19 protein-coding genes are annotated in these 25094 nt (G+C 64.8%); 6 read left to right on the top strand and 13 right to left on the bottom strand.

Going from position 1 to position 25094, the window contains the following annotated elements:
- Positions 1–6: 6 nt before the first annotated feature.
- Genes folK through folP form a run of 3 tightly spaced genes read right to left on the bottom strand, consistent with a single transcriptional unit; the run spans position 7 to position 1728 of the window.
- Positions 7–531 (bottom strand): 2-amino-4-hydroxy-6-hydroxymethyldihydropteridine diphosphokinase, encoded by a 525-nt coding sequence (folK, locus tag DY201_RS14605; RefSeq protein ID WP_115731821.1) that lies wholly within the window; start codon positions 529–531, stop codon positions 7–9.
- Positions 515–874, bottom strand: a complete 360-nt coding sequence (gene folB / locus DY201_RS14600) for a dihydroneopterin aldolase (protein ID WP_115731820.1) — start codon at positions 872–874, stop codon at positions 515–517. Before folB ends, folK begins: the two co-directional genes overlap by 17 nt.
- 5 nt (positions 875–879) lie before the next feature.
- Positions 880–1728 (bottom strand): dihydropteroate synthase, encoded by an 849-nt coding sequence (gene folP / locus DY201_RS14595; RefSeq protein ID WP_115733801.1) that lies wholly within the window; start codon positions 1726–1728, stop codon positions 880–882.
- Between the two features lie 152 nt (positions 1729–1880).
- Between folP and DY201_RS14590 the strand changes: the two genes are divergently transcribed.
- Entirely contained in the window at positions 1881–2495 is a 615-nt protein-coding gene (locus tag DY201_RS14590) for a DUF922 domain-containing Zn-dependent protease (RefSeq protein ID WP_115731819.1), read from the top strand.
- A gap of 19 nt (positions 2496–2514) precedes the next feature.
- Here DY201_RS14590 and DY201_RS14585 read toward each other — a convergent pair whose 3' ends face one another.
- The 3 genes from DY201_RS14585 to DY201_RS14575 form a co-directional block, all read right to left on the bottom strand.
- Positions 2515–3543, bottom strand: a complete 1029-nt coding sequence (locus tag DY201_RS14585) for an NAD(P)/FAD-dependent oxidoreductase (RefSeq protein WP_115733800.1) — start codon at positions 3541–3543, stop codon at positions 2515–2517.
- 81 nt (positions 3544–3624) lie between these two features.
- The gene (locus DY201_RS14580) at positions 3625–3945 is read right to left on the bottom strand and encodes a 2Fe-2S iron-sulfur cluster-binding protein (protein WP_115731818.1); all 321 of its coding nucleotides are present in this window, start codon (positions 3943–3945) and stop codon (positions 3625–3627) included.
- Between the two features lie 152 nt (positions 3946–4097).
- Positions 4098–4472 carry an Hpt domain-containing protein gene (locus DY201_RS14575; RefSeq protein ID WP_115731817.1) on the bottom strand — a complete coding sequence of 125 codons (375 nt, stop codon included), beginning with the start codon at positions 4470–4472 and terminating at the stop codon, positions 4098–4100.
- A gap of 279 nt (positions 4473–4751) precedes the next feature.
- Between DY201_RS14575 and DY201_RS14570 the strand changes: the two genes are divergently transcribed.
- Entirely contained in the window at positions 4752–11387 is a 6636-nt protein-coding gene (locus DY201_RS14570) for a kinesin (RefSeq protein WP_115731816.1), read from the top strand.
- 334 nt (positions 11388–11721) lie between these two features.
- On the opposite strand, the gene DY201_RS14565 is transcribed toward DY201_RS14570, so the two are convergent.
- The 4 genes from DY201_RS14565 to DY201_RS14550 form a co-directional block, all read right to left on the bottom strand.
- Positions 11722–12321 carry an ABC-type transport auxiliary lipoprotein family protein gene (locus DY201_RS14565; protein ID WP_245432000.1) on the bottom strand — a complete coding sequence of 200 codons (600 nt, stop codon included), beginning with the start codon at positions 12319–12321 and terminating at the stop codon, positions 11722–11724.
- 80 nt (positions 12322–12401) lie between these two features.
- Positions 12402–13775, bottom strand: a complete 1374-nt coding sequence (locus DY201_RS14560; protein ID WP_115731814.1) for an MlaD family protein — start codon at positions 13773–13775, stop codon at positions 12402–12404.
- 14 nt (positions 13776–13789) lie between these two features.
- Positions 13790–14611: an ABC transporter ATP-binding protein gene (locus DY201_RS14555; protein WP_115731813.1), complete on the bottom strand. Its 822-nt coding sequence runs from the start codon at positions 14609–14611 to the stop codon at positions 13790–13792.
- Between the two features lies 1 nt (position 14612).
- On the bottom strand, positions 14613–15800 hold the full coding sequence (locus tag DY201_RS14550; RefSeq protein ID WP_115731812.1) for an ABC transporter permease: 1188 nt from the start codon (positions 15798–15800) through the stop codon (positions 14613–14615).
- A gap of 77 nt (positions 15801–15877) precedes the next feature.
- Here DY201_RS14550 and dgcA point away from each other — a divergent pair, with 77 nt between their 5' ends.
- The gene (dgcA, locus tag DY201_RS14545; protein WP_115733799.1) at positions 15878–16861 is read left to right on the top strand and encodes an N-acetyl-D-Glu racemase DgcA; all 984 of its coding nucleotides are present in this window, start codon (positions 15878–15880) and stop codon (positions 16859–16861) included.
- Here the strand turns inward: dgcA and DY201_RS14540 are convergent.
- Positions 16823–18043: an MFS transporter gene (locus DY201_RS14540; RefSeq protein ID WP_115731811.1), complete on the bottom strand. Its 1221-nt coding sequence runs from the start codon at positions 18041–18043 to the stop codon at positions 16823–16825. The two genes, dgcA and DY201_RS14540, sit on opposite strands and share 39 nt — an antisense overlap.
- A gap of 314 nt (positions 18044–18357) precedes the next feature.
- Complete coding sequence (locus DY201_RS14535; RefSeq protein WP_115731810.1) at positions 18358–19179, bottom strand: UDP-2,3-diacylglucosamine diphosphatase; 822 nt, start codon at positions 19177–19179, stop codon at positions 18358–18360.
- Positions 19180–19298: 119 nt separating this feature from the next.
- On the opposite strand from DY201_RS14535, the gene DY201_RS14530 reads away from it, so the two are divergent.
- The 3 genes from DY201_RS14530 (at position 19299) to DY201_RS14520 (ending at position 23797) form a co-directional block, all read left to right on the top strand.
- Positions 19299–20078 carry an SDR family oxidoreductase gene (locus DY201_RS14530; protein ID WP_115731809.1) on the top strand — a complete coding sequence of 260 codons (780 nt, stop codon included), beginning with the start codon at positions 19299–19301 and terminating at the stop codon, positions 20076–20078.
- A gap of 160 nt (positions 20079–20238) precedes the next feature.
- Positions 20239–22557, top strand: a complete 2319-nt coding sequence (locus DY201_RS14525; protein ID WP_115731808.1) for an NADP-dependent malic enzyme — start codon at positions 20239–20241, stop codon at positions 22555–22557.
- A 196-nt stretch (positions 22558–22753) separates the two neighbouring features.
- Complete coding sequence (locus DY201_RS14520) at positions 22754–23797, top strand: DUF2865 domain-containing protein (protein ID WP_165915872.1); 1044 nt, start codon at positions 22754–22756, stop codon at positions 23795–23797.
- Here the strand turns inward: DY201_RS14520 and gltX are convergent.
- On the bottom strand, positions 23715–25088 hold the full coding sequence (gene gltX, locus DY201_RS14515; RefSeq protein WP_115733798.1) for a glutamate--tRNA ligase: 1374 nt from the start codon (positions 25086–25088) through the stop codon (positions 23715–23717). The genes DY201_RS14520 and gltX overlap by 83 nt on opposite strands.
- Positions 25089–25094 lie beyond the last annotated feature (6 nt).

The raw sequence follows: 25094 nt of genomic DNA, 5'->3' as shown, positions 1-25094 counted from the left end.
CCAGGATTATTCGCCGAGGTCGCGCCACCAGTTGCGGCCGGTATCGAGGCGTTCGATGCCGGCGCTGTCCAGCCCAGCGGCCCATTCGGCCGCTGACTTGCCGGCCAGAACGAGATCCGGCGCGATTTCGGCCAACGGCACCATTACGAACGCCCTGTCGAGCATGCGCGGGTGCGGTATCTCAAGCCCGACATCGCTGACATTGCTGTTGCCCAGCAACAGCACGTCAATATCGATGAGGCGCGGACCCCAGCGCTCGACGCGCACGCGCTTGAGCCGCCGCTCGAGTTCCAGGCAAAGCTCCAGCAACTCCAACGGCGCAAGCGTGGTGGCGACTTCGGCGGTGACGTTCAGGAAATCAGGCTGATCGACCTTGCCCCAGGGCGGTGTGCGGTGCAGCGACGAGACCTCGACGACGCGCGTGCTGCCCGAACTGTCGAGCATATGCAGCGCCGACGCCATCGACTTCGCCGGATCGCCCAGATTGCCGCCGAGGCTGAGGAACCCGCGCTCCTCAACCTGGCCAGACAACGGTCACCTCTACATAATCAAGGACGCCGGGCACCGGCGCATTCGGCTTGCGGACCGTGATTTCGGCGCGCTTGATCTGCGGGAAACGCGCCGCGAGCGCCCGGCCGCATTCCTGCGCCAGCGCTTCGATCAGGAAGCGCCGCTGGCCGGTTATGATCCTTTCGATGACCTGGAAGGCAACGCCATAGTCGACGGTGCTGTCCATCGAATCGTCTTCGAGCGGTAGCGACGGATCGACCGTCAGTTCGGCATCGACGTAGAAGCGCTGGCCCAGCGTCTCTTCTTCGTCGAACAGGCCGTGCCGGGCGAAGAAGGCGCAGTTTTTCATACGGATAAGGTACATCTGGGTCAGCGTCCCGGCAGGTTGGTCTGTCGCGCCAGCATAGCATCTGCGAATGCCAGCGCGTCCACGTTGATTGCGACATCATGGACGCGAAATATATCCGCGCCCTGCAGGCGGAGTATGACGCTCGTCGCCGCCGTTCCGGCATCGCGGTCGGCAGCTTCGCGCCCGGTGACATGGCCGACGAAGCGCTTGCGCGATGTGCCGGCGAGCAGCGGATAACCGAGCTGTGCCAGCTCCGAAAAACGCGCCATCAGATCGAGGTTTTCATCCGCATCCTTGGCAAAACCGAAGCCTGGATCGAGCACGATCTGCGCATCATGGACACCGGCCTCGCGGGTGATCTCCAACGAGCGGCGCAGGAACAGAAACTGGTCGTCTATGACGTCGGGCAGCTTTTCGCGTTCACGGCCGGTATGCATGAGTACCAGCCCTGCCCCGGTCTCGGCGGCGACCTTGGCGATACCAGGCTCGCGCTGGGCACCCCAGACATCGTTGACGATATGCGCGCCGGCGGCAACAGAGAGACGCGCGGTCTCTTCGCGATAGGTGTCGACGGATATCAACGCGTCGCCGGACCGGGCGAGTGCGGCGATGATCGGAAGCACGCGGTCCTGCTCTTCGGCGGAAGAAACAGGTGCTGCGCCCGGGCGGGTGGATTCACCGCCGACATCGACGATGGCGGCACCTTCGGCGATCATGCGGCGTGCCTGTTCAAGCGCGCTCTCCGGCGCATCGAACGCTCCGCCGTCAGAAAAACTGTCGGGCGTGACGTTGAGGATACCCATCACTAGGGCCCTGTCGCCGAGGTCGAGATGGCGCCCATGCGCCAGTTGCCATCGTTTGCCGGTCATGCCGTCGCCACAAAAGAACTCCAGAGCACAGACCACGTCACGAAATATCAACGCTTGCAGCTTCAACTCGCTGCACGGTCATTCAAGCGGCGCGAACCGATTTCCGTTGCGCCGCCAACGCCCCTAACGCAAGGTAGGCCAAGAGGCAACTAATGAAGCAACTCTTCCTGGCCGCCCTACTCGCTGGAGGCATTTGCCTACCCGTTCAGGCGGCAACTGTGTCCAAATCCTACAGCTATTTCACCATCACCGGCAAAACGCTCGACGAAATCGAGCAGCAGCTGATGACGCGCGGGCCCGAGGTCAAGAGCACCGGCGGCAGGCATCCTGGCGCCACGCAGATGGAGTTCACCAGCCGCATCGGCTACGCCGAGGTCAAGGGCGGCTGCGCCATCGTCTCGGCCCAGGTCACCGTCAAGGCCAAGGTTATCCTGCCGCGCTGGCGCCAGAACGGCAAGGCGGCCCAGGACGTCAAGCTGATCTGGAACACGCTGTCTTCCGACATCAAGCGCCATGAAGAAAGCCATGTCGTCATTGCCAAGAACCACGCCCGCGAACTGGAACAGGCGCTGAAGGCAATCGGCAAGCAGAAGAGCTGCGACATAGCCGCCACCAAGGCCAAGGCAACGAGCAACCGCATCCTCAATGCCCATGACCGGGCACAGGAGGAATTCGACCGCATCGAAGGCATCAACTTCGAAAGCCGGATCGTCAGGCTGCTGCGTTACCGGCTGGAGCGCATCGACGCCGGCAAGCTCAAGAACTGAGCGCCGGGCCTCTGGAAAATCAGTCCGGAACGCCGAGCTTCTTGTGCAGGCTCGTCGACGACGTCGTATATTGAAACACGACGCGTTCCTTGGGGCTGATGATGTGCTTGGCGGCCTGCGTCATCAGCGCGGCTTCATGAAAGCCCGACAGGATCAGCTTGAGCTTGCCCGGGTACCAGTTGATGTCGCCGATGGCGAAGATTCCCGGCTCCGACGTTTCGAATTTTTCGGTGTCGACCGGGATCTGGTTCTCGTGAAGATGGAGACCCCATTCTGCCACCGGCCCCAACTTCATGGTCAGGCCGAAGAACGGCAGCAACCGCGTGCAGGCAACCTCGGTATCGGCATCCGATCCCTTGACGGTGACGGAGCGCAATGTGCCGTCCTCACCTGACAGGCCTGAAACCTGGCCGATCACAAGGTCAATGGCGCCCGCATCGCGCAGCGCATGCATCTTGCCGACATTGTCGGGCACGGCGCGGAATTCCGGGCGCCGATGGACCAGCGTGACGCGTCTGGCCACCGGCTGCAGGTTCAGCGTCCAGTCGAGCGCGGAATCCCCGCCGCCGACGACGACCACCTCCTGGTCGCGGAAATCCTCGATGCGCCGAACGGCGTAGCGCACGCTGGCCTGCTCATAGGCCTCGATGCCGGGGATCGGCGGGCGCTTGGGCTGGAACGAGCCGCCGCCGGCGGCAATCACCACGACCTTGGCGTCGAAGACCTCATTCTCGTCGGTCATGACGCGGAAGCTGCCATTCTCGAGACGCTCCAGCGCAGTCACCATCCGGTTGAAGGTGAAACCGGGCTTGAACGGCGCGATCTGCTCCAGAAGCTTGTCGACCAGTTCCTGGGCGCCGATCACTGGATAACCGGGAATGTCGTAGATCGGCTTTTCCGGATAAAGTTCGGCGCACTGCCCGCCGGGACGGTCGAGAATGTCGATCAGGTGGCAGCGCATGTCGAACAGACCGAGCTCGAACACCGCAAACAGGCCGATCGGCCCGGCTCCGATGATCAGGACGTCGGTTGTGGTGATGTCGCTCAAGGCCACCTCGCCGCTGACGCATGCATTTCGAGAATGTGCATGACAACAGCTGTCATGCCAAGCAAGGCTAGGTTCGGAACGTCAGCCCTGGCGCTCGGGAATGGAGACGATCAGGCCGTCGAGTTCGTCGCGAACCTTGATCTGGCAGGACAGGCGCGACGACGGCCGGACCTCGTAGGCAAAGTCGAGCATGTCCTCTTCCATTGCCTCGGGCTCGCCGACGACTGCCGTCCATGCGTCGTCGACATAGACATGGCAGGTCGCACAGGCACAGGCGCCGCCACATTCCGCCTCGATGCCCGGCACGGCATTGCGGATCGCATTTTCCATCACGGTCGAGCCGTTCTCGGCCTCGACTTCGAAACGCGTGCCATCATGGGCGATGTAAGTCAGCTTGGTCATGCTCGTTCCCGAAATAGGTCACACGGCAGATAATCACTCCGCCGTGTGTGTCAACTGTCGTGCGATAGCGCCGCCGGCTGTCGGATTTACTATGCGCAGCGCATAATTGTTACTGCGGCCATTGCACGCCCCCACTCGGGCATCGCCAAACGTCAGCGGCTGAACGAGGCGATGAAGTCGCGCGCCTCGTCGATCAGCCGGGTAAGCCGTGCGATCAAAGTCGCACTGTCCGGATCCGCTTCGATCGCCGCAACGCAATCTGCGATGGGAAATGCGCCGACGCCGCGCGCCGAACCCTTCAGGGCATGGCACAACATGAGCCTCTCGGCGAGATCCGCCTTGACGATCGCATCGCGAACCGAAAGCGCTTGGTGAACGAACATGTCGAGCACCTCGCGCTCGACGTCCCGGTCGCCAATCGTCTGCCGGGACAGGTGTTCAAGGTCGATGGGCCGGCCATGCACGGATGCCGAGGATTCGCCTCCCGGCATGCCGAAAGCCATCGAAGCCGTCTCGCGCGTTACCATTCAACCCGTGCCCCGCCACTCGCCTTTGGGTTGGTAAGCTAGGGCGTCCATGTGGATAACCCGTTAACCTGCCAAAGCCAGGAACCGCACGGGATCGGGGCCAATAATCACTGCAGTGTTAACCTTATATTTAAACTTTTACGTATCGGGGCGAATGCATGTTTTCTTTACCCGATTGTGTCACTACGATACGGGCAGTCCATATTGAGCCTCGGCCGCGGACAAAAATAGGACAAAAAGTCCAGCAAATCCGCGTCTTTAGTACAGGGTAGCGAAGGCATGGCGAAAAAATCAACTCCGACAAAGAACCTCGATCTCGACGTGGCCAAGGAGCTAGAGCAGGCGCTCGACCTCGACTTGAGTGGCGACGAAGGCGGCCTCGACATGGCCGCATCGATGGACGATCTCGAAGCACAGATTTCGCAGGCAGCCGAAGAATTGGCACGCGAAGGCCGCAAGCAGAAGGCTGCTGCGCCGAAGGCCGAGCCCGCTCCGGTGGCACGTGCCGCCGAGCCGCCGACCCAGTTGCGTCCCGTCGAGACCCGGCCGCTGCAGCCCGAAGGCTTCAAGCCCGCGAATGACGATCGCGCCAAGGATTACAAGTCGCTGCTGCACAGCCTGAACCGCCGCGCGTCCAGCACCATCTACTGGATGGTCGGCCTGGTTTCCGTTGCCTGGGTTGCCGGCGCAGTGGCGCTGGCTGACCGCATCGTCACCCCCAGCATCTGGACCATCCGCTCGTTCGAAGACGCGCTGGCGCGTCCCGGCCTGCTGATGCTGCTCGTCGCCACCATCGTGCCGATCGCGCTGTTCTGGGCTTTTGCCGCGATGATCCGCCGCGCCCAGGAAATGCGCATTGCTGCGCAGTCGATGACCGAAGTCGCCTTCCGCCTCGCCGAGCCCGAAAACATGGCGCAGGACCGCGTCATGATGGTCGGCCAGGCCGTGCGTCGCGAAGTGGCGGCCATGGGCGAAGGCATCGAACGCACGCTGGCGCGTGCCGTCGAGCTCGAAACGCTCGTCCACACCGAAGTCAACCAGATCGAGCGCTCCTATTCCGAGAATGCCGCCCGCATCCGTTCGCTCGTCGATGGTCTCGGCAGCGAGCGCGAGGCCGTTGTCTCCCATGCGGAGCGCGTCCGCGCCTCGATCTCCGGCGCCCATGAAACGCTGCGCGACGAGCTCGGCTCGGCCAGCGACATCATCCGCGACAGCATCCTGAATGCCTCGACCAAGCTGTCGATGACGATCACCAATTCCGGCGACACGCTCATCGACCGCATCAACGAAGGCGGCATGGGCCTGTTCGAGGCGATCGACAACCGCATGGATTCGCTCAGCGACCGCCTGTCGACCTCGGGCGAAGCCTTCGCCAGCCTGCTCGACACCCGCATCGCCAAGCTGACGCAGAGCACAGACGAGGTGACCCGCTCGCTGACCGACCTCCTCGACAACCGTACCTCGGGCATGGTTTCGCTGCTCGGCGGCGCCGCCAAGACGATCAATTCCGAGTTCGAGGCAAGCTTGCACGGCATCGAACGCACGCTGGCCGAACGCGGCCAGGCGCTGATCGGCGAATTCCAGACCCGCGCCGAAGCGCTCGACACCGGCACTGCCAAGCTCAACGCGGCACTCGAAGCGCGCGCCCGCCAGATTAACGAGACGCTGGTCGAGCGTGCGCGCGAAATCGCCACCACCTTCGTCGAGGGCCGAGACTCGCTGTCGGCGATGATCGACCAGGGCAAGACCCAGATCGGCACCGACCTCGCCGACATCATCACCTCGACCTCGACCATGCTCGAAGCCCGCGCCAGCGATTTCGCCGGCCGCATGGAGGCAGCCCGCCATCAAGTCTCGCGCGCCTTCGACGGCGACATCCAGCGCCTGTCCGAAGCCCGCGTCGGCATCGAGCAGGCCGTGGAAGACCACACCACCAAGCTCTCCGAGGCACGCGACCGCATGGCCGCAGCGCTTCGCGACGACCTCAGCAAGTTCGCCGAGGGCCGCGCCAGCATCGAAGCCGCCGTCGGCTTCCAGGTGCAGAAGCTTGCCGAAGGCCGTAGCCTGATCACGCGTGCTCTCGACGACGACATGCGCAAGCTGGAGCAGTCGCGCCAGGCCATCGACGACACGCTCACCGGTCAGTTCCGCCAGCTTGCCCAGGGCCGCGAACAGCTCGCCCAGGCGCTCGTGGAAGACTCCGAGAAACTTGTTCAAGCCCGTACGAACATTGATGAAATGGTCGCAGGCCATGTCGGCAAGCTGGCCGAAGGCCGCAATATTCTGTCGCGTGCGCTCGAAGCCGACCTCGGCAAGCTCGCCGACAGCCGCGCCAGCATCGACGGCCTCGTCGCCGGTCAGGTCGAGAAGATCGCCGAGGGCCGCGCCATCCTGGCCAACGCGCTCGAAACCGACCTCGCCGGCATCAAGGCGCTCGTCGACGGCCATTCCTCCAAGATCGCGTCCGACCGCGCCGAACTTTCGCGCAGCCTGGAAACCGACATCGCCAACGTCCATGGCCTGATCGAAGGCCATGCCGAAAAGCTTGCCGGCGAGCGCACCCTGCTCTCCAAGACGCTGGAAACCGACCTTGCCAAGCTGGCCGACAGCCGCGCCAGCATCGACGGCCTGGTCGCCGGACAGGTCGAGAAGCTGGCCGAAGGTCGCGACATCCTCAGGCGCGCGCTTGAAACCGACCTCGACAACGTCAAGGGCCTGGTCTCGAGCCATGCCGAGCGTCTGGTCGCCGAGCGCAGCACCCTGTCGAAGGCCTTGGAAGACGATCTCGCCAAGCTGGCCGAAAGCCGCTCGGGTATCGACGGCCTGGTCGCCGGACAGGTCGAGAAGCTGGCCGAAGGCCGCGACATCCTCAAGCGCGCCCTCGAATCCGACCTCAACGCGATCCACAGCACGATCACCTCGCAATCGGAAAAGCTTGCCGAGGACCGTGCCATGCTGTCGCGTTCGCTCGAGGCCGACCTCGACAGCGTCAAGGGCCTGGTGTCGAGCCATGCCGAGCGCCTGGTCGCCGAGCGTGGAACCCTGTCCAAGGCACTGGAAGACGATCTCGCCAAGCTGGCCGAAAGCCGCTCGGGCATCGACGGTCTCGTTGCCGGGCAGGTCGAGAAACTGGCGGAAGGCCGCGACATCCTCAAGCGCGCCCTCGAAGCCGACCTCAATGCCATCCGCAACACCGTAGCGTCCCAGTCGGAGAAGCTCGCCGAAGACCGCGCCATGCTGGCCCGGTCGCTCGAAGCCGACCTCGACAGCGTCAAGGGTCTTGTTTCGAGCCACGCCGAACGCCTGGTCGCCGAACGCAGCACCTTGTCGATGGCGCTCGAAGACGACCTCGCCAAGCTGGCCGAAAGCCGCTCGGGCATCGACGGTCTGGTCGCCGGCCAGGTCGAGAAACTGGCCGAAGGCCGCGACATCCTGCGCCGCGCGCTGGAAGCCGACCTCGCCAAGATCGACGGCATGATGCTCAGCCAGGTCGACAAGCTGGCCGCCGGCCGCGACACGCTGACCAAGGCGCTCGAAGCCGACCTCGCCATGCTGAACGACAGCCGCGCCAGCATCGACAACATCGTCGCCGGTCATGTCGGCAAGCTCGCCGAAGGCCGCGACACGATGGCCCGTGCGCTCGATGAGGATCTCGGCAAGCTCAGCGAAGCCCGCCGCGACATCGACCTCGCCATATCAGGCCACATCGACCAGATCGCCGCCCGCAGAGTCGACATCTCAGATGCGATTGCCGGCGACATCGAGAAGATCGAGGAAACCTTCCGTCGCCAGACCGGCGTGATCGAAGAGCGCACCGGCACCATGGAACGCGCCCTGTCGCTGGGTGTCGACAATGTCCGCGGCGTGCTCGAAAAGAGCGCCGTCTTCGTTGCCGGCGCCCTGCGCGAAAAGGTCATGGAAGTGACCGCCGCCCTCAACGAAGAGGCGGGCAAGGCCTTCAGCGACGCCGACCGCGTCATTGCGGAGCGTGCCGAACAGACGTCGAGCGCCCTGCTCGCCCGTGCTGAAGACATCTCCCGTGCCTTTGAAGAAGCCGACCGCCGCCTTGCCGCCCGCGCCGACGAAACGTCGAACGCGCTCCTGGCGCGCGCCGAAGAAACCGCCGACACGCTGTCGGCCAAGGCAGGCGAGATCGCCAGCACCTTCGACGCCGCCGACCGCTCGCTCATCGCCCGCGCCATCGAAACCGCGGATGCCCTGTCGGCTCGCGCCGGCGACATCCTGCGCAACTTCGACACGGCCGACGAACGCCTGGGCATGCGCATCGGCGAATCCGCCGACGCGCTTGCCGCCCGCGCCTCCGAACTCGGCCGCATCTTCGATACTGCTGACGAAAAGCTCGCCGCCCGTATCGCCGAAGGCGCGGATTCGCTCGGCAGCCGTGCCGGCGAACTCAGCCGCATCTTCGATGCAGCCGACGAACGCATCGCGGCCCGTGTCGCCGACAGCTCGGCGACACTCGGAAGCCGCGCCGGCGAAATCGTCCGCAATTTCGAGGAAGCCGACGAAAGGCTCGCAGCGCGCGCGGCCCAGACCGCCGACACGCTTGCCGGCCGTGCCGCCGAAATCGGCCGGACCTTCGAAGAAGCCGACGGCAGGATCGCCGCCCGCGTCGACCGTACGGCCGAATCGCTGCTTGGCCGCGCTGCCGAAATCAGCCGGACCTTCGAGGAAGCCGACGGCCGCATCGCTGCACGCGTCGACCAGACGGCGGAAACGCTGCTTGGCCGCGCTGCCGAGATCAGCCGCGCCTTCGACGAAGCCGACAGCCGCATCGCTGCACGCGTCGACCAGACGTCAGAGGCCTTGCTCGGCCGCGCATCGGAAATCGGTCAGGCCTTCGACGAGGCAGGACGCCAGCTTGCCGCTCGCGTCACCGAGAGCACTTCGGGCATCGGCGAGCATGCGGCACTGATCGCCAGCGCCTTCAACGAGACCGAGCAGCGTGTCGTTGCCCGCGCCCATCGCACCTCGGCCGATCTCGATGCCCGCGCCCGCGCCATCGAAGAGACGCTGGCCAATGTCGATGAGCGCCTGGCTGCCGGCGCCGAAAGCGTCGCAGCCCGCATCGGCGAACACCTGTCGAGCGCCGAGAACCGCCTCGCCTACGGTGCTGAATCGATGGGCCAAAAGCTCAACGAACAGGTCACACAGGCCGAGGCACAGCTTGTCGCCCGCGCCAATGTGATCGCCGAGACCTTCACCGCCGTCGGCCAGCATATCGGCCAGAGCACCAACGAAGCTGCCCGCACCATCGGCACCAACACGCGCGAACTCAACGCGATGCTGACCGAACGCTCGAACGAGATCGCCAAGATCCTCGACGAGACGGCACGCCCGCTGGTCGACCGCTTCGCCGAAAGCGGCACCGAGTTGCACCGCTCGATGGAAGAAGCCACCGCTCGGGCAACCGAAAAGCTGCGTTCGGAAAACGCCGCCCTCGTCGACGCGCTCGCCAACCGCACGGCCGAGACGCTGTCGGCTGTCGAGGGTGCACGTTCGACGCTCGCCGAAAGCGTCGCCGACCTGATCGGCCGCATGACGACGTCTAGCGCGCAGCTTGGCAACCTCATCGACCAGGCGACGGCAAACCTCGCCAATGTCGACGAGCGCCTGACCAGCAGCACCTCGAACTTCGCCAACACCACCGAGAAGGCCGCTCAGACCTTCTCGAGCGCCGCCCGCCTGGTCGACTCGAACACCAACCGCCTGACCGACCTGTCGTCCAGCACCTTGCGCGAGGTGGCGTCCATCGCCACCAAGTTCGACGAGCACAGCCGCCTGCTGTCGAGCGCTTCCAACCTCTTGTCCTCGGCGCAGAGCAACCTCGAGCACACGCTCGAGCGCCAGTCGTCGCTGGAAGACCTGGCCGTCGGCCTGGTCAAGAAATCGGAAGACCTCGAGCGCGTCATGCAGTCGTTCGAGCGCCTGGTTGGCCAGACGCTCGAAAACGCCGAAGGCAAGACGATGGAGTCGGCGGACAAGATCCGTGCCGCGATCTCCGACGTCGTCGAGACGGCGACCAAGCGTTTCGCCGACGCCACCGAGGACATGCGCCGCACCGCAGGCTCGATCAAGACCGAGCTCGAAAGCACCCGCGCCGAGCTCAAGAAGGGCGTGCTCGACATGCCTGAGGAAGCCAAGGAATCGACGACGGCCATCCGCCGGGCGGTTTCGGAGCAGATCAACGCGCTCAAGGAACTGTCGGCGATCGTTGCCAAGTCGGGCCGCGGCGTCGACGTCTCCGACGCGTCGCTGCGCAACCCGCAGGCCCAGCCGCCTCGCCGCCCGGCAGCACCCCAGCCGCAGCCCGAGCGCCCGGCTCCGGCACCGCTCGCCGGCGCCACCCTGCGTGGCACGCTCGACATCGAGCGCCCGGCTCCGGCAGCACCGGCACAGCAGCCGGCTCGCGAACCGGCCAGCCGTGGTGGCCAGCAGCAAGGCGGATGGGTCCGCGACCTGCTGACCGGTGCCTCGCGCGAAGAGCAGCTGACCCGTGGCGCAGCCCAGGCCGAACCACGCGCCGTGCCGGCCCAGCGTTCGCCGCTGCATGTCGTCGAGTCGCTCAACTCGCTGTCGGTCGACATCGCGCGCGCCATCGACCATGACGCCTCGATCGAGCTGTGGGATCGCTATCGCCGCGGCGAACGCGACGTCTTCACCCGCCGACTTTACACGCTCAAGGGTCAGCAGACCTTCGACGAGATCCGCCGCAAGTATCAGTCGGATGGCGAGTTCCGCTCGGCCGTCGACCGCTATTGCGACGATTTCGAGAAACTGCTGAAGGACGTCTCGCGCAACGACCGCGACAGCATCATGACCAAGACCTACCTGACCTCGGATACCGGCAAGGTCTACACCATGCTGGCGCATGCGGCTGGCCGCCTGAAGTAAGGCTGGCCACCGCCCCTAGGCAATGGCAATAGGCAAGAAGGGCAGCAGGCATCACCTGCTGCCCTTTTTATTGTCCGCGCTCGCGGCTTGCGGCGTGGGTTCTGCCTTGGGCAGCGCGGTAAGGGCCGGACCTCCATCGACAGGCAGCCGAAGATGCAAAAAGACAGCAGCAACCTGCCAGGGGCGCCGGGATCACGGTCGGCAGCGAGATCGCTGCCTGCTGGACGACGACGGCAAGCGCTTGATCGCGCCTGACAGCCAATGACGATAAGGGGTGGGCGAAAGCCGGAGACAGGGCGCGTTGCCCTGCTGTCTCATTCCCCTGCTGACCTGTTCAGATCAACGTCTCGGTCCATTTGACGATTTCGGTCGCAGCCTGGCCGAAGGCGCGGTCGAGCGCCGCCGCATAGCCATCGTTACCGCTGCCGGAAACCGGCGCGCCAGCGGTGAAGACGCGCGAAGCGCGCACCTGGCCGTTGCGGTCGTTGAGCAGCCTGACGAACAGTTCGACCTCGGCGCGCTCGCCGCCGCCAACCTTGATCTCGAAGCTGCGCAGCTCGACGATCACCTGATAGTCGATGGCCAGGCCCTCGCCCGGCTTGCCGACGCCGATATAGCCGCCGGCGCGCTGGAAGGTCTCCGCGAGGCGTGCCTGCACGATGCGCGGCAGCCTGTCCGACCACTGCGCGCCCTTGAGGAACTGGATCGAACCGGGCGACGGCTTGATGACGATGCTCTGGCCGTCGAGCGACTTGAGCGCCGATGGTTCGGCAATCAGAATCTGGCGGCGGCTCGGGCCGTCGCGGCCGTCGACCGCGGGCGCGGTCAGCTCATAGGTGTCGAGTGGCGGCGGCGTGCTGACGAACAATGAGGTGCAGCCGGACAGCGCCAGCGCCACTGCGGTCAGCAGCAAAACAGATCTAGCAGACTTCACGTGTTGTCCCCGGACAAGACTCACCCGCGCCGTGCGCGAAACACCCTCGTCTACTGTCATGGTGTGGCATGCCGGCGATGTCAACGACGCACCCGCCCGTCGAACTCGCGGACGCTGCCCTCGCCGCCAGTGATGATGCGTTGGGGATTGCGCTCCAGGTCGGAAATGGCCTGCTCGATGCGGCCGATCGAGCGCCTGGAATCCTGCACCAGCGCATCGACGTCGCGCAGACCCTGTCCGGAGAAGCGCGACAGCCCGTCCATGATCGTGGCCAGCCGCGAGTTCAGCGTGTCGGCAACCTGCTTGAACGACTTCAACGTCGCGCTGGCGTCCGACATCACGCCCTCCGCCTCGCCCGAGCCGAGCAGCTTGTCGACCTTGGCCATGACGCCGTCGACGCGTACCGACGCCTGGTTGAGGCGCGACGCCAGTTGCTTGGCGTCGGTGATGATCTGGTCGATGTCGTCGGCGCGGTCGCCGAACTTGTCGGTGACCTTGGCGACGTCGGCGGCGGCCTTGTTGGCGCTCTCGCTGGCCTTGCGGATGTTGTCGAGCGATTCGCGTACGCTTGCAGCATCGACGCCCTCGAGCACGCCATCGACCTTGGTCAGCGTCTGCTGGGTCTTCTGGGCGAAATCGTTGATCGAGGCTACTGCGGTGTTGACGCCCTTGACGATGCCGTCAAGCTGGTCGCTCTGGGCGCTCAGGTTCTTGGTGAAAGTGTCGACGCTGGCGACGATGTTCTTGACCTTGTCGCGATCGACCGACTTGAGCAGGCCTTCCGCCGCCTCGATCGTGCCGTCGAGCTTGCCCGACACCGCCGACAGCTGCTCCGACAGCGCGCTCACGCTCGCCAGGAACTTGTCGACGCCATCGGCATTGCGCGCCAGCGACTCGGAGAATTTCTGGGCGTTGCCGACGGTCTCGGTCAGCGGCCCGCGGACATCGTTGGTGAAGCCTTCCAGATTGTTCAACACGGCGTCAGCGCGCTTGAAGATGTCCTGCGCCGTCTGCAGCAGGTTGGTCACGGCGGATGGATTGGCGACGATCTCGGCAATCTTGCCTTCGGCCTCGGCCTGGTCGAGCAGGTTAGGTTCCTTGATGCTGGCACCCTTGAGCTCGATATTGGCCTGGCCCGTCAGGCCGGCCAGGCCGATGTCCGCCTGGGTCGACCGGGTGATCGGCGTCAGCTTGTCGATCTCGGCGTCGGCGATCGCCACCTGGGGATTGGAAATGTCGAGATAGACGCGCCGGACGTCGCCGACCTTGACGCCGTTGAACAGCACGAAGCTGCCCCTGGCCAGGCCCGACGCGGAGCCGGGAATACGGACGCGCAACGTTGCCGTCTCGCCGCGTTCACCGATTGCCGCCGTCCAATAGACGAACGCAAAGGCGGCCAGAACGGCAAACAGCGTGAAGATGCCGACAATGACGTAGTTTGCCCTGGTCTCCATCACATCATTCCATTCTATGCCCTTGCGGCAAGATCAAGCTGCCGCGCGCGTTTTCCGCGGAAATACGACCTTACCCACGGCTCTTCGCTCTTCAGCATGTCTTCAATCGTGCCTTCGACGAGCACCTTCTTGTTGCCCAGCACCGCAACCCGGTCGCATACCGAAAACAGGCTGTCGAGATCGTGGGTGACCATGTAGACGGTGAGCCCCATCGTATCGCGCATCTTGCCGACCAATTCGTCGAACTCGGCCGCGCCGATGGGATCGAGGCCTGAAGTCGGCTCGTCGAGGAAGACGATGTCAGGGTCGAGCGCCAGCGCGCGCGCCAGTGCCGCGCGCTTGATCATGCCGCCGGACAGCTCGGAGGGAAACTTGCGGGCCGCGTCAGGCGGCAGGCCGACAAGCTCGATCTTGAGCATGGCGAGCTCGTCCATCAGCTGTTTCGGCAGGTCGAGATACTCGCGCATCGGCACCTGGACGTTTTCCAGCACGGTCAGCGCCGAAAACAGCGCGCCATGCTGGAACAGCATGCCGAGCCGCATGTCGATCCTGAGCCGCTCCTCCTCGCTGGCCTGCTCGAGATCGACGCCGAACAGCTCGATCGTGCCGGATTGCTTGCGGATCAGCCCGAGCACCGTGCGCAACAGCACAGACTTGCCGGCGCCCGACGCGCCGACGAAGCCGAGAATCTCGCCGCGCCTGATGTCCAGGTCGAGATCTTCGAGAATGACCTTGTCGCCAAAGGCCACCGTCAGATCGCGCACCGAGAGCACCACCTCGCCGCGCGTTTCCGCGCCGCGGCTTTCCACTTGAATGGTCTTTGCCCGGCTTGCCATGTCAGAAGTTGATCGCTGCGTAGAACATGGCGAACAGGCCATCGAGGATGATGACGACGAAGATCGCCTTGACCACCGACGCGGTGACATGGAGACCAAGCGATTCAGCGCTGCCGCCGACCTTCATGCCTTCGACGGAGGCGATGGTGCCGATGATCAGCGCCATGAATGGCGCCTTGATCAGGCCGGCGGAAATGGTGCTGAGGTCGATCGCCAGGCGCAGGCGATCGATGAAGGCAGCCGGCGGAATGTCGGAATAAAGCCAGGCTGCAAGAATTCCACCGCCAAGGGCGGCGAAGTTGGCGATGATGGTGAGGCACGGCAGCGCAATCACCAGGGCCACGAGCCTGGGAAAGACCAGCACGCCGATGGGATTGAGCCCGATGACCGTCAGCGCGTCGACCTCTTCGCGCATCTTCATCGAGCCGATTTCGGCGGTGATGGCACTGCCGGAGCGGCCGGCGATCATGATCGCGGTCATCAGCACGCCGAGTTCGCGCAGCACCAGCACACCGACGAGGTCGACGACGAAGATGTCGGCGCCGAAATAGGCAAGCTGATAGGCGCCCTGCTGGGCGACGATGGCGCCGACGATCGCCGACATCAGCACGACGACGGGAATGGCGCCGACGCCCATGCGGTCGATCTGGTTGAAGATCGCGGCAGGGTTGACCGCATGACCGCGGCCGAGCTTCATCTGGGCGCCGCGAATGGTCGCGCCGAGGATGTTCATCGAGGCCAGGAAATCGTCGCGCATCTCATAGACGCGGCGGCCGACAGCCTCGAGCATGCGCATGATGATGTTGGGCGGTCCAGCGGGAGCGGATTCGCCTTCGCGCCGGACGGCCTCGCCGACTGCCCCGAGCAGAATCGTGGCCACCTCGCTGCGGCCTTCCATCCGAACCTCGACACCCTTCTTCTCATTGGCGTTGACGAGCCTGTCGATGACCCACGCGCCGGCGGTGTCCATCTTCTCGATGCCGCCGAGGTCGAGCGCAAGCGTCTTGAAGCCGTCGCGGGCTTCGATCTTGCGCATTTCGGCGTCGACGAAGGCAACGGTGCGGGTGGTCCAGATACCGGTGAAGACGCAGGCGAGCACGCCTTCGCGCTCCGCCACAGCAACCTGCGGTCGGTGATCTCGGCCGTCGGCTGCCCCGCCGCTTGCTTCCCGTTTGCCGATGGTCAACATGGCACACTACTTAACGTGTCGGCTGCGGCATGTCGATTTTCGCAGCCAAGCCAAGCAGTTGAATGGAGCAGATTTTCATGAGGCGTGTCCTTTCGGTCGTTGACGAGCGCTTTCCCATCGCCGGAACGTTCACCATCTCCCGTGGTTCCAAGACCGAGGCCGAGGTCATCACCTGTGAAATCGCCGAATCAGGCGTCATCGGACGTGGCGAGTGCGTGCCCTACAAGCGCTATGGCGAGACCATGGCTGGTGTGGCCGAGGCGATCGAACAGGCGCGCCGCGCCATCGAGGACGGGGCTTCGCGCGTCGAACTGCTGACGCTGATGTCGGCGGGTGCGGCGCGCAATGCCGTCGACTGCGCGCTGTGGGACCTGGAAGCGAAGTTGAGCGGCGTGCCGGTCAAGGACAGGCTCGGCATATCGGTGCCACTGGCGCTTGAGACTGCCTACACACTGTCGCTCGGCGAGCCCGAGGCGATGGCAGCCCAGGCAAGCGCCAACGCGGCGCGGCCGCTGCTCAAGGTCAAGATCGGCGGCGACAACGACATCGCCCGCATCCGCGCCGTAACCGAAGCCGCGCCCGACAGCCGCATCATCCTCGACGCCAACGAAGGCTGGACCGATGCCAATATCGCCGAGAATCTCGCCGTCGCCGCGCAGCTCGGCATCGCGCTGATCGAACAGCCGCTGCCCGCCGGCGCCGACCAGATCCTCGGCCGCATCGCGCATCCGGTGCCGATCTGCGCCGACGAAAGCGTCCACATCGCCGCCGATCTCGCCGCGCTCAAGGGCCGCTACGACGCCGTCAACATCAAGCTCGACAAGTCGGGTGGCCTGACGGCAGCGCTCGAGCTGCGCGACCAGGCCCGCGCGCTTGGCTTCCAGGTGATGGTCGGCTGCATGGTCGGCACCTCGCTCGCCATGGCGCCGGCGGTACTGCTTGCCCAGGGCGCCGAATTCGTCGACCTCGACGGCCCGCTGCTGCTGGCGCGCGACCGTTCGCCGGGGCTTGTCTACGAGGGTTCAATGGTGTCGCCGCCCCTGCCCGAGCTTTGGGGTTGAGCGGGACGCCAGCAGCACAAGCACGATCGCGCAGGCAGCGACCGCTGCCATGAAATAGAAGCCGTCGACGCCAAAGCGCTGGTAGAGCGGGCCGGACAGCAGCGTCACGATCGCCATCGACATGCCATTGGCGAAGTATGCAACGCCCTGGGCAGCACCGGTGCGCTCTTCCGGAACCGACTCGGCGATCAGCTTCTGCACCCCGATCAGCACCAATGCGGTCGACACGGCGTGAAGGCTCTGCACGGCAAAGAAGCCGGCCACGCCGAGGCCGAGCGGCCAGATCAACGGATATGCGATCCATCGGACGATGGCGCCGGCGCCGGCCAGCACCAGCACCAGTGCCGTCGATCTGGAGCCGAACAGCCGCGTGAAGAACATGAACATGACGATTTCGGCCGCCACGCCCCAGCTCCACAACAGCCCGACAATCGTCTCGTTGATGCCGAGCGACTTCCAGTAGATCGACACGAAGCCATAGAGAAAGCCGTGGCTGCCGATGATGACGCCGGTGCCGCCGGCCATCAGCAGGAAATAGCGGTTGAACAGCTTTGGCGCCGCCTGCATGTCCGTCGCCGAGAGCGGTGACGCCTTGCGCGGCCGACCAAGGCGCGGCGCGATGAACGACATCAAGAAGCAGCCGAGCAGGCCGATCGAGATGATCGCCGGCACGGCATCCGCACCGGTCAGCGACAGGATGAAGCCTGCGCCAAGGCTGCCGGCGAGGAAGGCGATCGAACCCCAGATGCGCATCGCCGCGTAGTCGGAGCCGAAGCGGCGGACCCCCGAAAGCGCGAGAGAATCGGCTATCGGCGAATGCGGCGTCCACACCACCGCCAGCGCCAGTGAGACGGCCAGGACCATGAGGTAGGTCGGCTCGAGAAAATAGCCGAGCGACAGCAGCAGGGACGATGCCGCCAGGAAGATGAAGACGTTGGCGCGGTCCTTGGCACGATCGGCCATGGCGGCGATCAGCGGCGTGGTGATGACGCGCAGGAACATCGGTGCCGACAGCACGATGGCAATCTGCTCGGGATCGAACCCCTTGGCTTCGAGCCAGAGCGGAAAATACGGCAGATGCACGCCCATCGGCACGAACAGTGCCGCGAAAAGCAGGGAGATTCGCAGTTCAAAGCGTCGCGGCTTGACCTGCTGTTCTGGCGTGAGTGGCGGTAATGTCATGGTGGGTAAGCGTGTCCGGGCGCGACCCGAACCAACCAAGCCTCACCGATTTGCCTGATCCCTTACCATGGGTGGCCGCGCCACGAAAGCCGACGGCTCGGCGCAACGGCCCAAAGCTTGGGCCAAGCTCCAAGGGCCTTATCGGCCAAGGCGCGGCGTCGCGTGCGCTGCCATGGGCACGTGCTGCGCGCCGAGCCGTCGCGCCCGTCTGTGCAGCGTCTCGGCGACGCGCAGTGCCGATATCGCCGCATGGCCCGGTCCGTCCCGCCAGGGACGCGAGGCGTATCTGGAGCTGCACATCGATGTCGTTCCGTTCAGGCGGCGGCCTTGTCGACACGCTGGTCGACGACCATCGGTACGAAGGGTTCATTGACCAGCTTGCCGGCCAGCACATGCGGCCAACGCAGGATGACGAAGTTGCCGTCGAAATCCTCGGCGACGGCAGTGCAGTTTTCGACCCAGTCGCCGGTATTGATGTACTGGATGCCGTCGAAGTTCTCGATCGCTGGATGATGGATATGGCCGCAGATGACGCCGTCGACTTCCGAGCGCCGCGCTTCCTCGGTCAGCACGTCCTGGAAGGCGCCGATGAAGTTGACGGCCTTCTTGACCTTGACCTTGGCCCAGGACGAGAACGACCAGTAGGGCAGGCCGAAGGTGCGGCGAAAGCGCGCCACGAGCCGGTTCGTCGCCATTGCGGCGTCATAGGCAAAGTCGCCGAGATAAGCGAGCCAGCGCGCATTCTGCACCACCGCGTCGAACTGGTCGCCATGGATGACCAGGAAGCGCTTGCCGTCGGCCGCTTCGTGGATGGCACGGTCGGCGACGACGATGCCGCCGAAATGCACGCCCTGGAACATGCGGGCGAACTCGTCGTGGTTGCCGGCGATGTAGGTGATCGCCGTGCCCTTGCGCGCCTGGCGCAGCAGCTTCTGGACGACGTCGTTATGCGTCTGCGGCCAGTGCCAGGAGCGGCGCAGGCGCCAGCCATCGACGATGTCGCCGACGAGAAAGATCGTCTCGGCCTCGTGGTGACGCAGGAAGTCGATCAGATAGTCGGCCTTCGCACCCTTCGAGCCGAGATGGACGTCGGAGATGAAAAGCGTTCTGAAACTGCGTGTGCCGGTGCCTGACATGGCATTCCACCCGTTGCTGTCGCGGTCGCTATGCCCAGATTCATGCAACAGCCGTATGACGGTTGCAGTCGCCGGCCTGCGGTCCTAGGGTGGATCATCACCTACAGGAGACGCACATCATGGATCTCGGGATCAGCGGGAAGAAGGCAATCGTCTGTGCGTCGAGCCGCGGCCTTGGCAAGGGCTGTGCCATCGCGCTCGCCGAAGCCGGCTGCGAGCTGTTCCTCAATGGCCGCGACGCTGCAGCGCTCAGCCGCACGGCAGAGGAAATCCGCACGCGATTCGGCGTGAAGGTCACGGAGATCGCCGGCGACGTCGCCAATCCGGAGGTGCAGAAGGCGCTGCTCGCCGCCTGCCCGTCCCCCGATATACTGGTCAACAACAATGGCGGGCCGCCCTATCGCGATTTCCGCGAGCTCGACCGCGCAAAAATCCTCGAAGGCGTCACCAACAACATGGTCACGCCGATCGAACTGATCAAAGCGGTGCTCGACGGCATGGCCGAGCGCGGCTTCGGCCGCATCGTCAACATCACCTCGCTTTCGGTCTATACGCCGATCCCCGGCCTCGACCTGTCGTCGGGCGCCCGCGCCGGCCTGACTGCATTCCTGGCCGGCGTGGCGCGAACCGTCGCCAACCGCAACGTCACCATCAACAACATGCTGCCGGGCAAGCTCGACACCGATCGCCTGCGCGGCCCGCACGAGCCTGGCATCGTCGAGGACCCCGAACAGGGTGCCGCGCGGCGCGCCCGCCTGAGCGCGGAAATCCCGGCCGGGCGCCTCGGCACGCCGGAAGAATTCGGTCAGATCTGCGCCTTCCTATGCTCGGTTCACGCCGGCTATCTGACCGGCCAGAACATCCCGGTCGATGGCGGGCTCTATGTCAGCTCCTTCTGACGGTTGATTCGAGATATCAGCAATCTTCGTCAAGCGTCTGGAATGATTGCCGTTCCAGCGCTTGAAACTGATTCAACTCCCATCTGGGCGTTGACACCTCCAAAAATGTCAGTGTCGTGCTAAGAACGGCCTTTGATGCGGATTCTGCAAGGAGCGATAGATGGCCGGGAACGACAAGAAAAAGGAAGCGCTCTCCGACCTCGACCAGGCCGCGCTCTTTTTCCACAAGCACCCGATCCCCGGTAAGCTCGAAATCCAGGCAACCAAGCCGCTCGGCAACCAGCGCGACCTGGCGCTGGCCTATTCGCCCGGCGTCGCGGCCCCTTGCCTCGCCATCAAGGACGACCCCGAAACCGCCGCCGACTACACCGGCCGTGCCAATCTTGTCGCGGTCATCTCCAACGGCACCGCCGTGCTCGGCCTCGGCAATATCGGCCCGCTGGCGTCCAAGCCGGTGATGGAAGGCAAGGCCGTCCTTTTCAAGAAATTCGCCGGCATCGACGTTTTCGACATCGAGATCGACGCGCCGGAGATCGGGCAGATGGTCAGCACCATCGCGGCGCTCGAGCCTACCTTCGGCGGCATAAACCTCGAGGACATCAAGGCGCCCGAGTGCTTCGAGGTCGAGGAGCAGCTCAAGGCCAAGATGCGTATCCCGGTCTTCCACGACGACCAGCACGGCACTGCGATCATCGTCGCTGCGGCTGTCCTCAACGGCCTGGAACTCGCCGGCAAGAAGATCGAAGACGTCAAGATCGTCACCTCGGGCGCAGGCGCTGCCGCACTCGCCTGCCTCAACCTCCTGGTGTCGCTTGGCGCCAAGGTCGAGAACATCTGGGTCACCGACCGCTTCGGCGTCGCCCACAAGGGCCGCGTCGAGGAAATGGACCGCTGGAAGGACCCTTACGTCAAGGACACCAACGCACGCGTCCTGGCCGATGTCATCGGCGGCGCCGACGTCTTCCTCGGCCTGTCGGCGGCCGGTGTGTTGAAGCCGGAACTGCTGTCGGAGATGGCGGACAAGCCGCTGATCCTGGCGCTGGCCAACCCGAATCCCGAGATCATGCCGGAAGCGGCGCGCGCTGCCCGTCCTGACGCGATGATCTGCACCGGGCGCTCGGACTTCCCGAACCAGGTCAACAACGTCCTGTGCTTCCCCTACATCTTCCGCGGCGCCCTCGACTGCGGCGCGCGTGCCATCAATGAAGAGATGAAGATGGCAGCCGTCCGTGCCATCGCCGCCCTCGCCCGCGAGGAACCGTCCGACGTCGCGGCACGCGCCTATTCCGGCGAGACGCCGACCTTCGGCCCCGACTTTCTGATCCCCTCGCCCTTCGACCCCCGGCTGATCCTGAGGATCGCGCCGGCCGTCGCCAAGGCGGCCTGTGAGACCGGCGTGGCGACCCGCCCGATCGCCGACTTCACCGCCTATGTCGAAAAGCTCAGCCGCTTCGTCTTCCGCTCCGGCCTGGTGATGAAGCCGATCTTCTCCAACGCCAAGCAGGCGACGTCCAAGCGCGTCATCTACGCCGACGGTGAAGACGAGCGCGTGCTGCGCGCCGCCCAGGTGGTGCTCGAGGAAGGCTTGGCCAAGCCGATCCTGATCGGCCGTCCGCATGTCATCGAAGTCCGGCTCAAGCGTTATGGCCTGCGCATCCGGCCGGGCGTCGATTTCGAGGTCATCAATCCCGAGGACGATCCGCGCTACCGCCACTATGTCGACCACCTGATCGACCTCGGCGGCCGCCAGGGCATCACGCCCGAGGCGGCACGTACCATGGTGCGTACCAACAACACGGTCATCGCCGCCATCGCGCTGAAGCGCGGCGATGCCGATGCCATGATCTGCGGCCTGGAAGGCCGTTTCGAGCGCCACCTGCGCAACGTCACGCTGATCGTCGGCGCGCGTGACGGCGTCAAGGACCGCGATCTGTCGGCGCTGTCGATGTTGATCTCGCAGCGCGGCGTGCTGTTCTTCACCGACACCTACGTCACCGTCGACCCGACCGCCGAAGAGATCGCCGAGATGACGATGCTGGCGGCCGACGAGATCCGCCGCTTCGGCATCGAGCCCAAGGCGGCCTTGCTGTCGCATTCGAATTTCGGTTCGCGCGACTCGCAAAGTGCCCAGAAGATGCGCATGGCTGCCGCGATCCTGAAGCGGATTGCGCCGGAACTCGCCAGCGACGGCGAAATGCATGGCGATTCCGCCCTGTCGGAAGTGCTGCGCCAGCGCGTCTATCCGCACTCGACGTTGAAGGGCGAAGCCAACCTGCTGGTCTTCCCCAATCTCGACGCGGCAAACATCGCGCTGACCACGGTCAAGACGATGATGGACGCGCTGCATGTCGGGCCGATCCTGCTCGGCACGGCCCAGCCGGCGCACATCCTGACGCCGTCGGTCACCTCGCGCGGCATCGTCAACATGACCGCACTCGCCGTCGTCGAGGCGTCGCAGCGGGCGAACGCAGTGTCCTGACCCGGTGTGGGGTCAGCCGTTTCCAAAGAAACGGTTAACCTCGTCGGCGCTAGGGTTAGAGCCGAGGCAGGTGCGTGCGCCGGATTGGGAGTGTCTGGGTCGGAACATGCACCATTTCATGCTGTTGCAGTGGCGCACCCATCGCGCGGCACTGCGGGAAAGCGGGATGTTCGGGCGCGGCAGAAGCAAATTCCCGGTGAAGCGGCCAGCCATCGCATTGCTGGCTGCTGTTGCCGTGTCGTTTCTGGCGACCGGGTCTTCATTCGCCGTCACGGCCCAGTGTCTCGAACTTGAGACCGAACTGGCGAGCCTGCCCGCGCAGGCGACCGGCAGCTTCGCCCAGCCGGACGAATTCGCCGCCGCCGCGGCCACCCAGCAGGACCAGATCGACCTTGCCCGCATCAGGGCCTCGGATCTTGGTTGCGACAGGGCGATCTCGGGCGACATGATCGCCCAATGCGCCGCGCTCAATGCCAAGATCACTGAGATGCAGGACAATCTCGGCAAGCTCGACGGCCAGTCGGCACGCCCCAACAGGAACGTCAGGCGCGAGCGCATCCGCATTCTCGATGCCATGCAACTCGCCGGCTGCAACGATCAGGGCGATGAGGTGGAAGAAGCCACAACCAACGATCCCGCGCCAGAGCAGGCCGGCGCGACGATCATCCGCGGCGGCGAGGCAACTACTCTGAGCTTCAATGAAAGCTATCCGCAGCACATCGTCATCGGCCGCAACAGGCAGCAAGGCGCGGGCGAATACCGCACCTTGTGCGTGCGCACCTGCGACGGCTACTTCTTCCCGATGTCGAACGCCGCCGACCTGTCGGATTTCCAGCGTGACGAGAAGAACTGCGAAGCAAGCTGCCCGGGAACCGAGATCGAGCTGTTCTATCACCTGCATGCCGGCCAGCCGCAGGAGAGCATGGTTTCCGCCCGCTCCGGCCAGCCCTACCGCAATCTTGCGACCGCCTACCGCTACAAGCGCGTCGACCTGCCGCGCGTACCCGCCTGCGGTTGCAATGTCAGCCTGAACAGGAATTTTTCAGTCATTGCCGGCGAAGGGCGCCCGCTGCCGAGCGCCCCGCAAGCCAAGCCCGTGGTGACAGAGCCGCCGGCACCGGCAGCGCCGCGTCATGCGCCAGATCCCAACCGCAAGGTCAGGGCCGTCGGGCCAACGTTCCTTCCCGACCCACAAGCGGCAATAGATCTGCGAGCTCCGGGCCCGACTCCAGCCCGGTGAGCGCGAGCCGCAGCGGCATAAACAGCGCCTTGCCCTTGCGGCCGGTCGCCTTCTTCACCTTGGCCGTCCAGTCTTTCCAGACATTGCCGTCCCACGGCTCCTCCGGCAAAAGGTCCAGCGCCTGACCGACGAACTCGCGATCCTCATCGGCGATTTCGGCAGCCGGCTGCGGCCCTTCGCGTAGGATGCGCCACCACGACACGGCATCCGGCAGTCTGTCGAGATTGCCGCGCACAGCCATCCAGAACGCTTCGGCATGGTCGCCGCTGACGCCAAGCACCATCAGGCGGTCGCGCACCTCGTCAAAGGACATGTGATGCAGCAGCGCGCGATTGAGCACCACGAGCTCTTCGGGATCGAACTTCGCCGCCGATTTCGAGGTTGCGGCCGGATCGAACTTTTCGGCAAGTTCGCCAAGGTTCGGCACCGCGGTGACATTCTCCGACGTGCCGACAAGCACGGCGAGCGAGGCAACCGACATCGGTTCGATGCCGCCTTCGCGCAGGCTCTCGATCGAAAGCGCACCGGTGCGCTTGGACAGCCCCTCGCCGGACGCTGTCGTCAGCAGGTTGTGATGGCCGAAAACAGGCGGTTCGGCGCCGAGCGCGCGAAACAGCGCGATCTGCACACCGGTATTGGTGACATGGTCGTCGCCGCGGATGACGTGGGTGATCTCCATCTCGATATCGTCGACCACTGACGGCAGCGTGTAGAGATAGGTCCCGTCCTCACGCACAAGCACCGGATCGGACAGGGACGCCAGATCGACGGTCTCTTCGCCACGCACGATGTCGGTCCAGTGCACGTCGGTACGCTGGGTTGCGAACGGATCGGAGACGAAATTGGGCAGCAGGAAGCGCCAATGCGGCTTGCGCCCGTCATGCTCGTAGGATTCGCGTTCGGCATCGGTCAGCTTCAGCGCCTCGCGGCCATAGACCGGCGGCAGACCGCGCGTCCGCCGCACCTTGCGGCGCAGGTCGAGCTCTTCAGGCGTTTCGTAGCACGGATAGAGCACGCCTGATGCCTTGAGCTTGTCGACGGCTGCATCGTAGCTGGCAAAGCGGCGCGACTGATACTCGGTCTGGTCGGGAAAGATGCCGAGCCAGTGCAGGTCGTAGAGAATGGAGTCGGCGAATTCCTGCCGCGAGCGCTCGACATCGGTGTCGTCGAAGCGCTGGACAAAACGCCCCTTGTGCTTGAGGGCGAACAACCAATTGAACAAGGCGGTGCGCGCATTGCCGATGTGGATGCGGCCGGTGGGCGAAGGGGCGAAGCGAACTGTTACTGTCATGATCGG

Source organism: Aminobacter aminovorans, assembly GCF_900445235.1.
Taxonomy (GTDB): Bacteria; Pseudomonadota; Alphaproteobacteria; order Rhizobiales; family Rhizobiaceae; genus Aminobacter; species Aminobacter aminovorans.
This window is presented reverse-complemented; position numbering and strand designations above follow the sequence as displayed.

Excerpts from the sequence above, each read along its gene's own strand:
- folB (WP_115731820.1), bottom strand. The coding sequence starts at position 874 with ATGTACCTTATCCGTATGAAAAACTGCGCCTTCTTCGCCCGGCACGGC.
- DY201_RS14590 (WP_115731819.1), top strand. The coding sequence starts at position 1,881 with ATGAAGCAACTCTTCCTGGCCGCCCTACTCGCTGGAGGCATTTGCCTA.
- folP (WP_115733801.1), bottom strand. The coding sequence starts at position 1,728 with ATGACCGGCAAACGATGGCAACTGGCGCATGGGCGCCATCTCGACCTC.
- gltX (WP_115733798.1), bottom strand. The coding sequence starts at position 25,088 with ATGACAGTAACAGTTCGCTTCGCCCCTTCGCCCACCGGCCGCATCCAC.
- DY201_RS14530 (WP_115731809.1), top strand. The coding sequence starts at position 19,299 with ATGGATCTCGGGATCAGCGGGAAGAAGGCAATCGTCTGTGCGTCGAGC.
- DY201_RS14575 (WP_115731817.1), bottom strand. The coding sequence starts at position 4,472 with ATGGTAACGCGCGAGACGGCTTCGATGGCTTTCGGCATGCCGGGAGGC.
- DY201_RS14560 (WP_115731814.1), bottom strand. The coding sequence starts at position 13,775 with ATGGAGACCAGGGCAAACTACGTCATTGTCGGCATCTTCACGCTGTTT.
- dgcA (WP_115733799.1), top strand. The coding sequence starts at position 15,878 with ATGAGGCGTGTCCTTTCGGTCGTTGACGAGCGCTTTCCCATCGCCGGA.
- DY201_RS14555 (WP_115731813.1), bottom strand. The coding sequence starts at position 14,611 with ATGGCAAGCCGGGCAAAGACCATTCAAGTGGAAAGCCGCGGCGCGGAA.
- DY201_RS14550 (WP_115731812.1), bottom strand. The coding sequence starts at position 15,800 with ATGTTGACCATCGGCAAACGGGAAGCAAGCGGCGGGGCAGCCGACGGC.
- DY201_RS14570 (WP_115731816.1), top strand. The coding sequence starts at position 4,752 with ATGGCGAAAAAATCAACTCCGACAAAGAACCTCGATCTCGACGTGGCC.
- DY201_RS14540 (WP_115731811.1), bottom strand. The coding sequence starts at position 18,043 with ATGACATTACCGCCACTCACGCCAGAACAGCAGGTCAAGCCGCGACGC.
- DY201_RS14525 (WP_115731808.1), top strand. The coding sequence starts at position 20,239 with ATGGCCGGGAACGACAAGAAAAAGGAAGCGCTCTCCGACCTCGACCAG.
- DY201_RS14535 (WP_115731810.1), bottom strand. The coding sequence starts at position 19,179 with ATGTCAGGCACCGGCACACGCAGTTTCAGAACGCTTTTCATCTCCGAC.
- DY201_RS14580 (WP_115731818.1), bottom strand. The coding sequence starts at position 3,945 with ATGACCAAGCTGACTTACATCGCCCATGATGGCACGCGTTTCGAAGTC.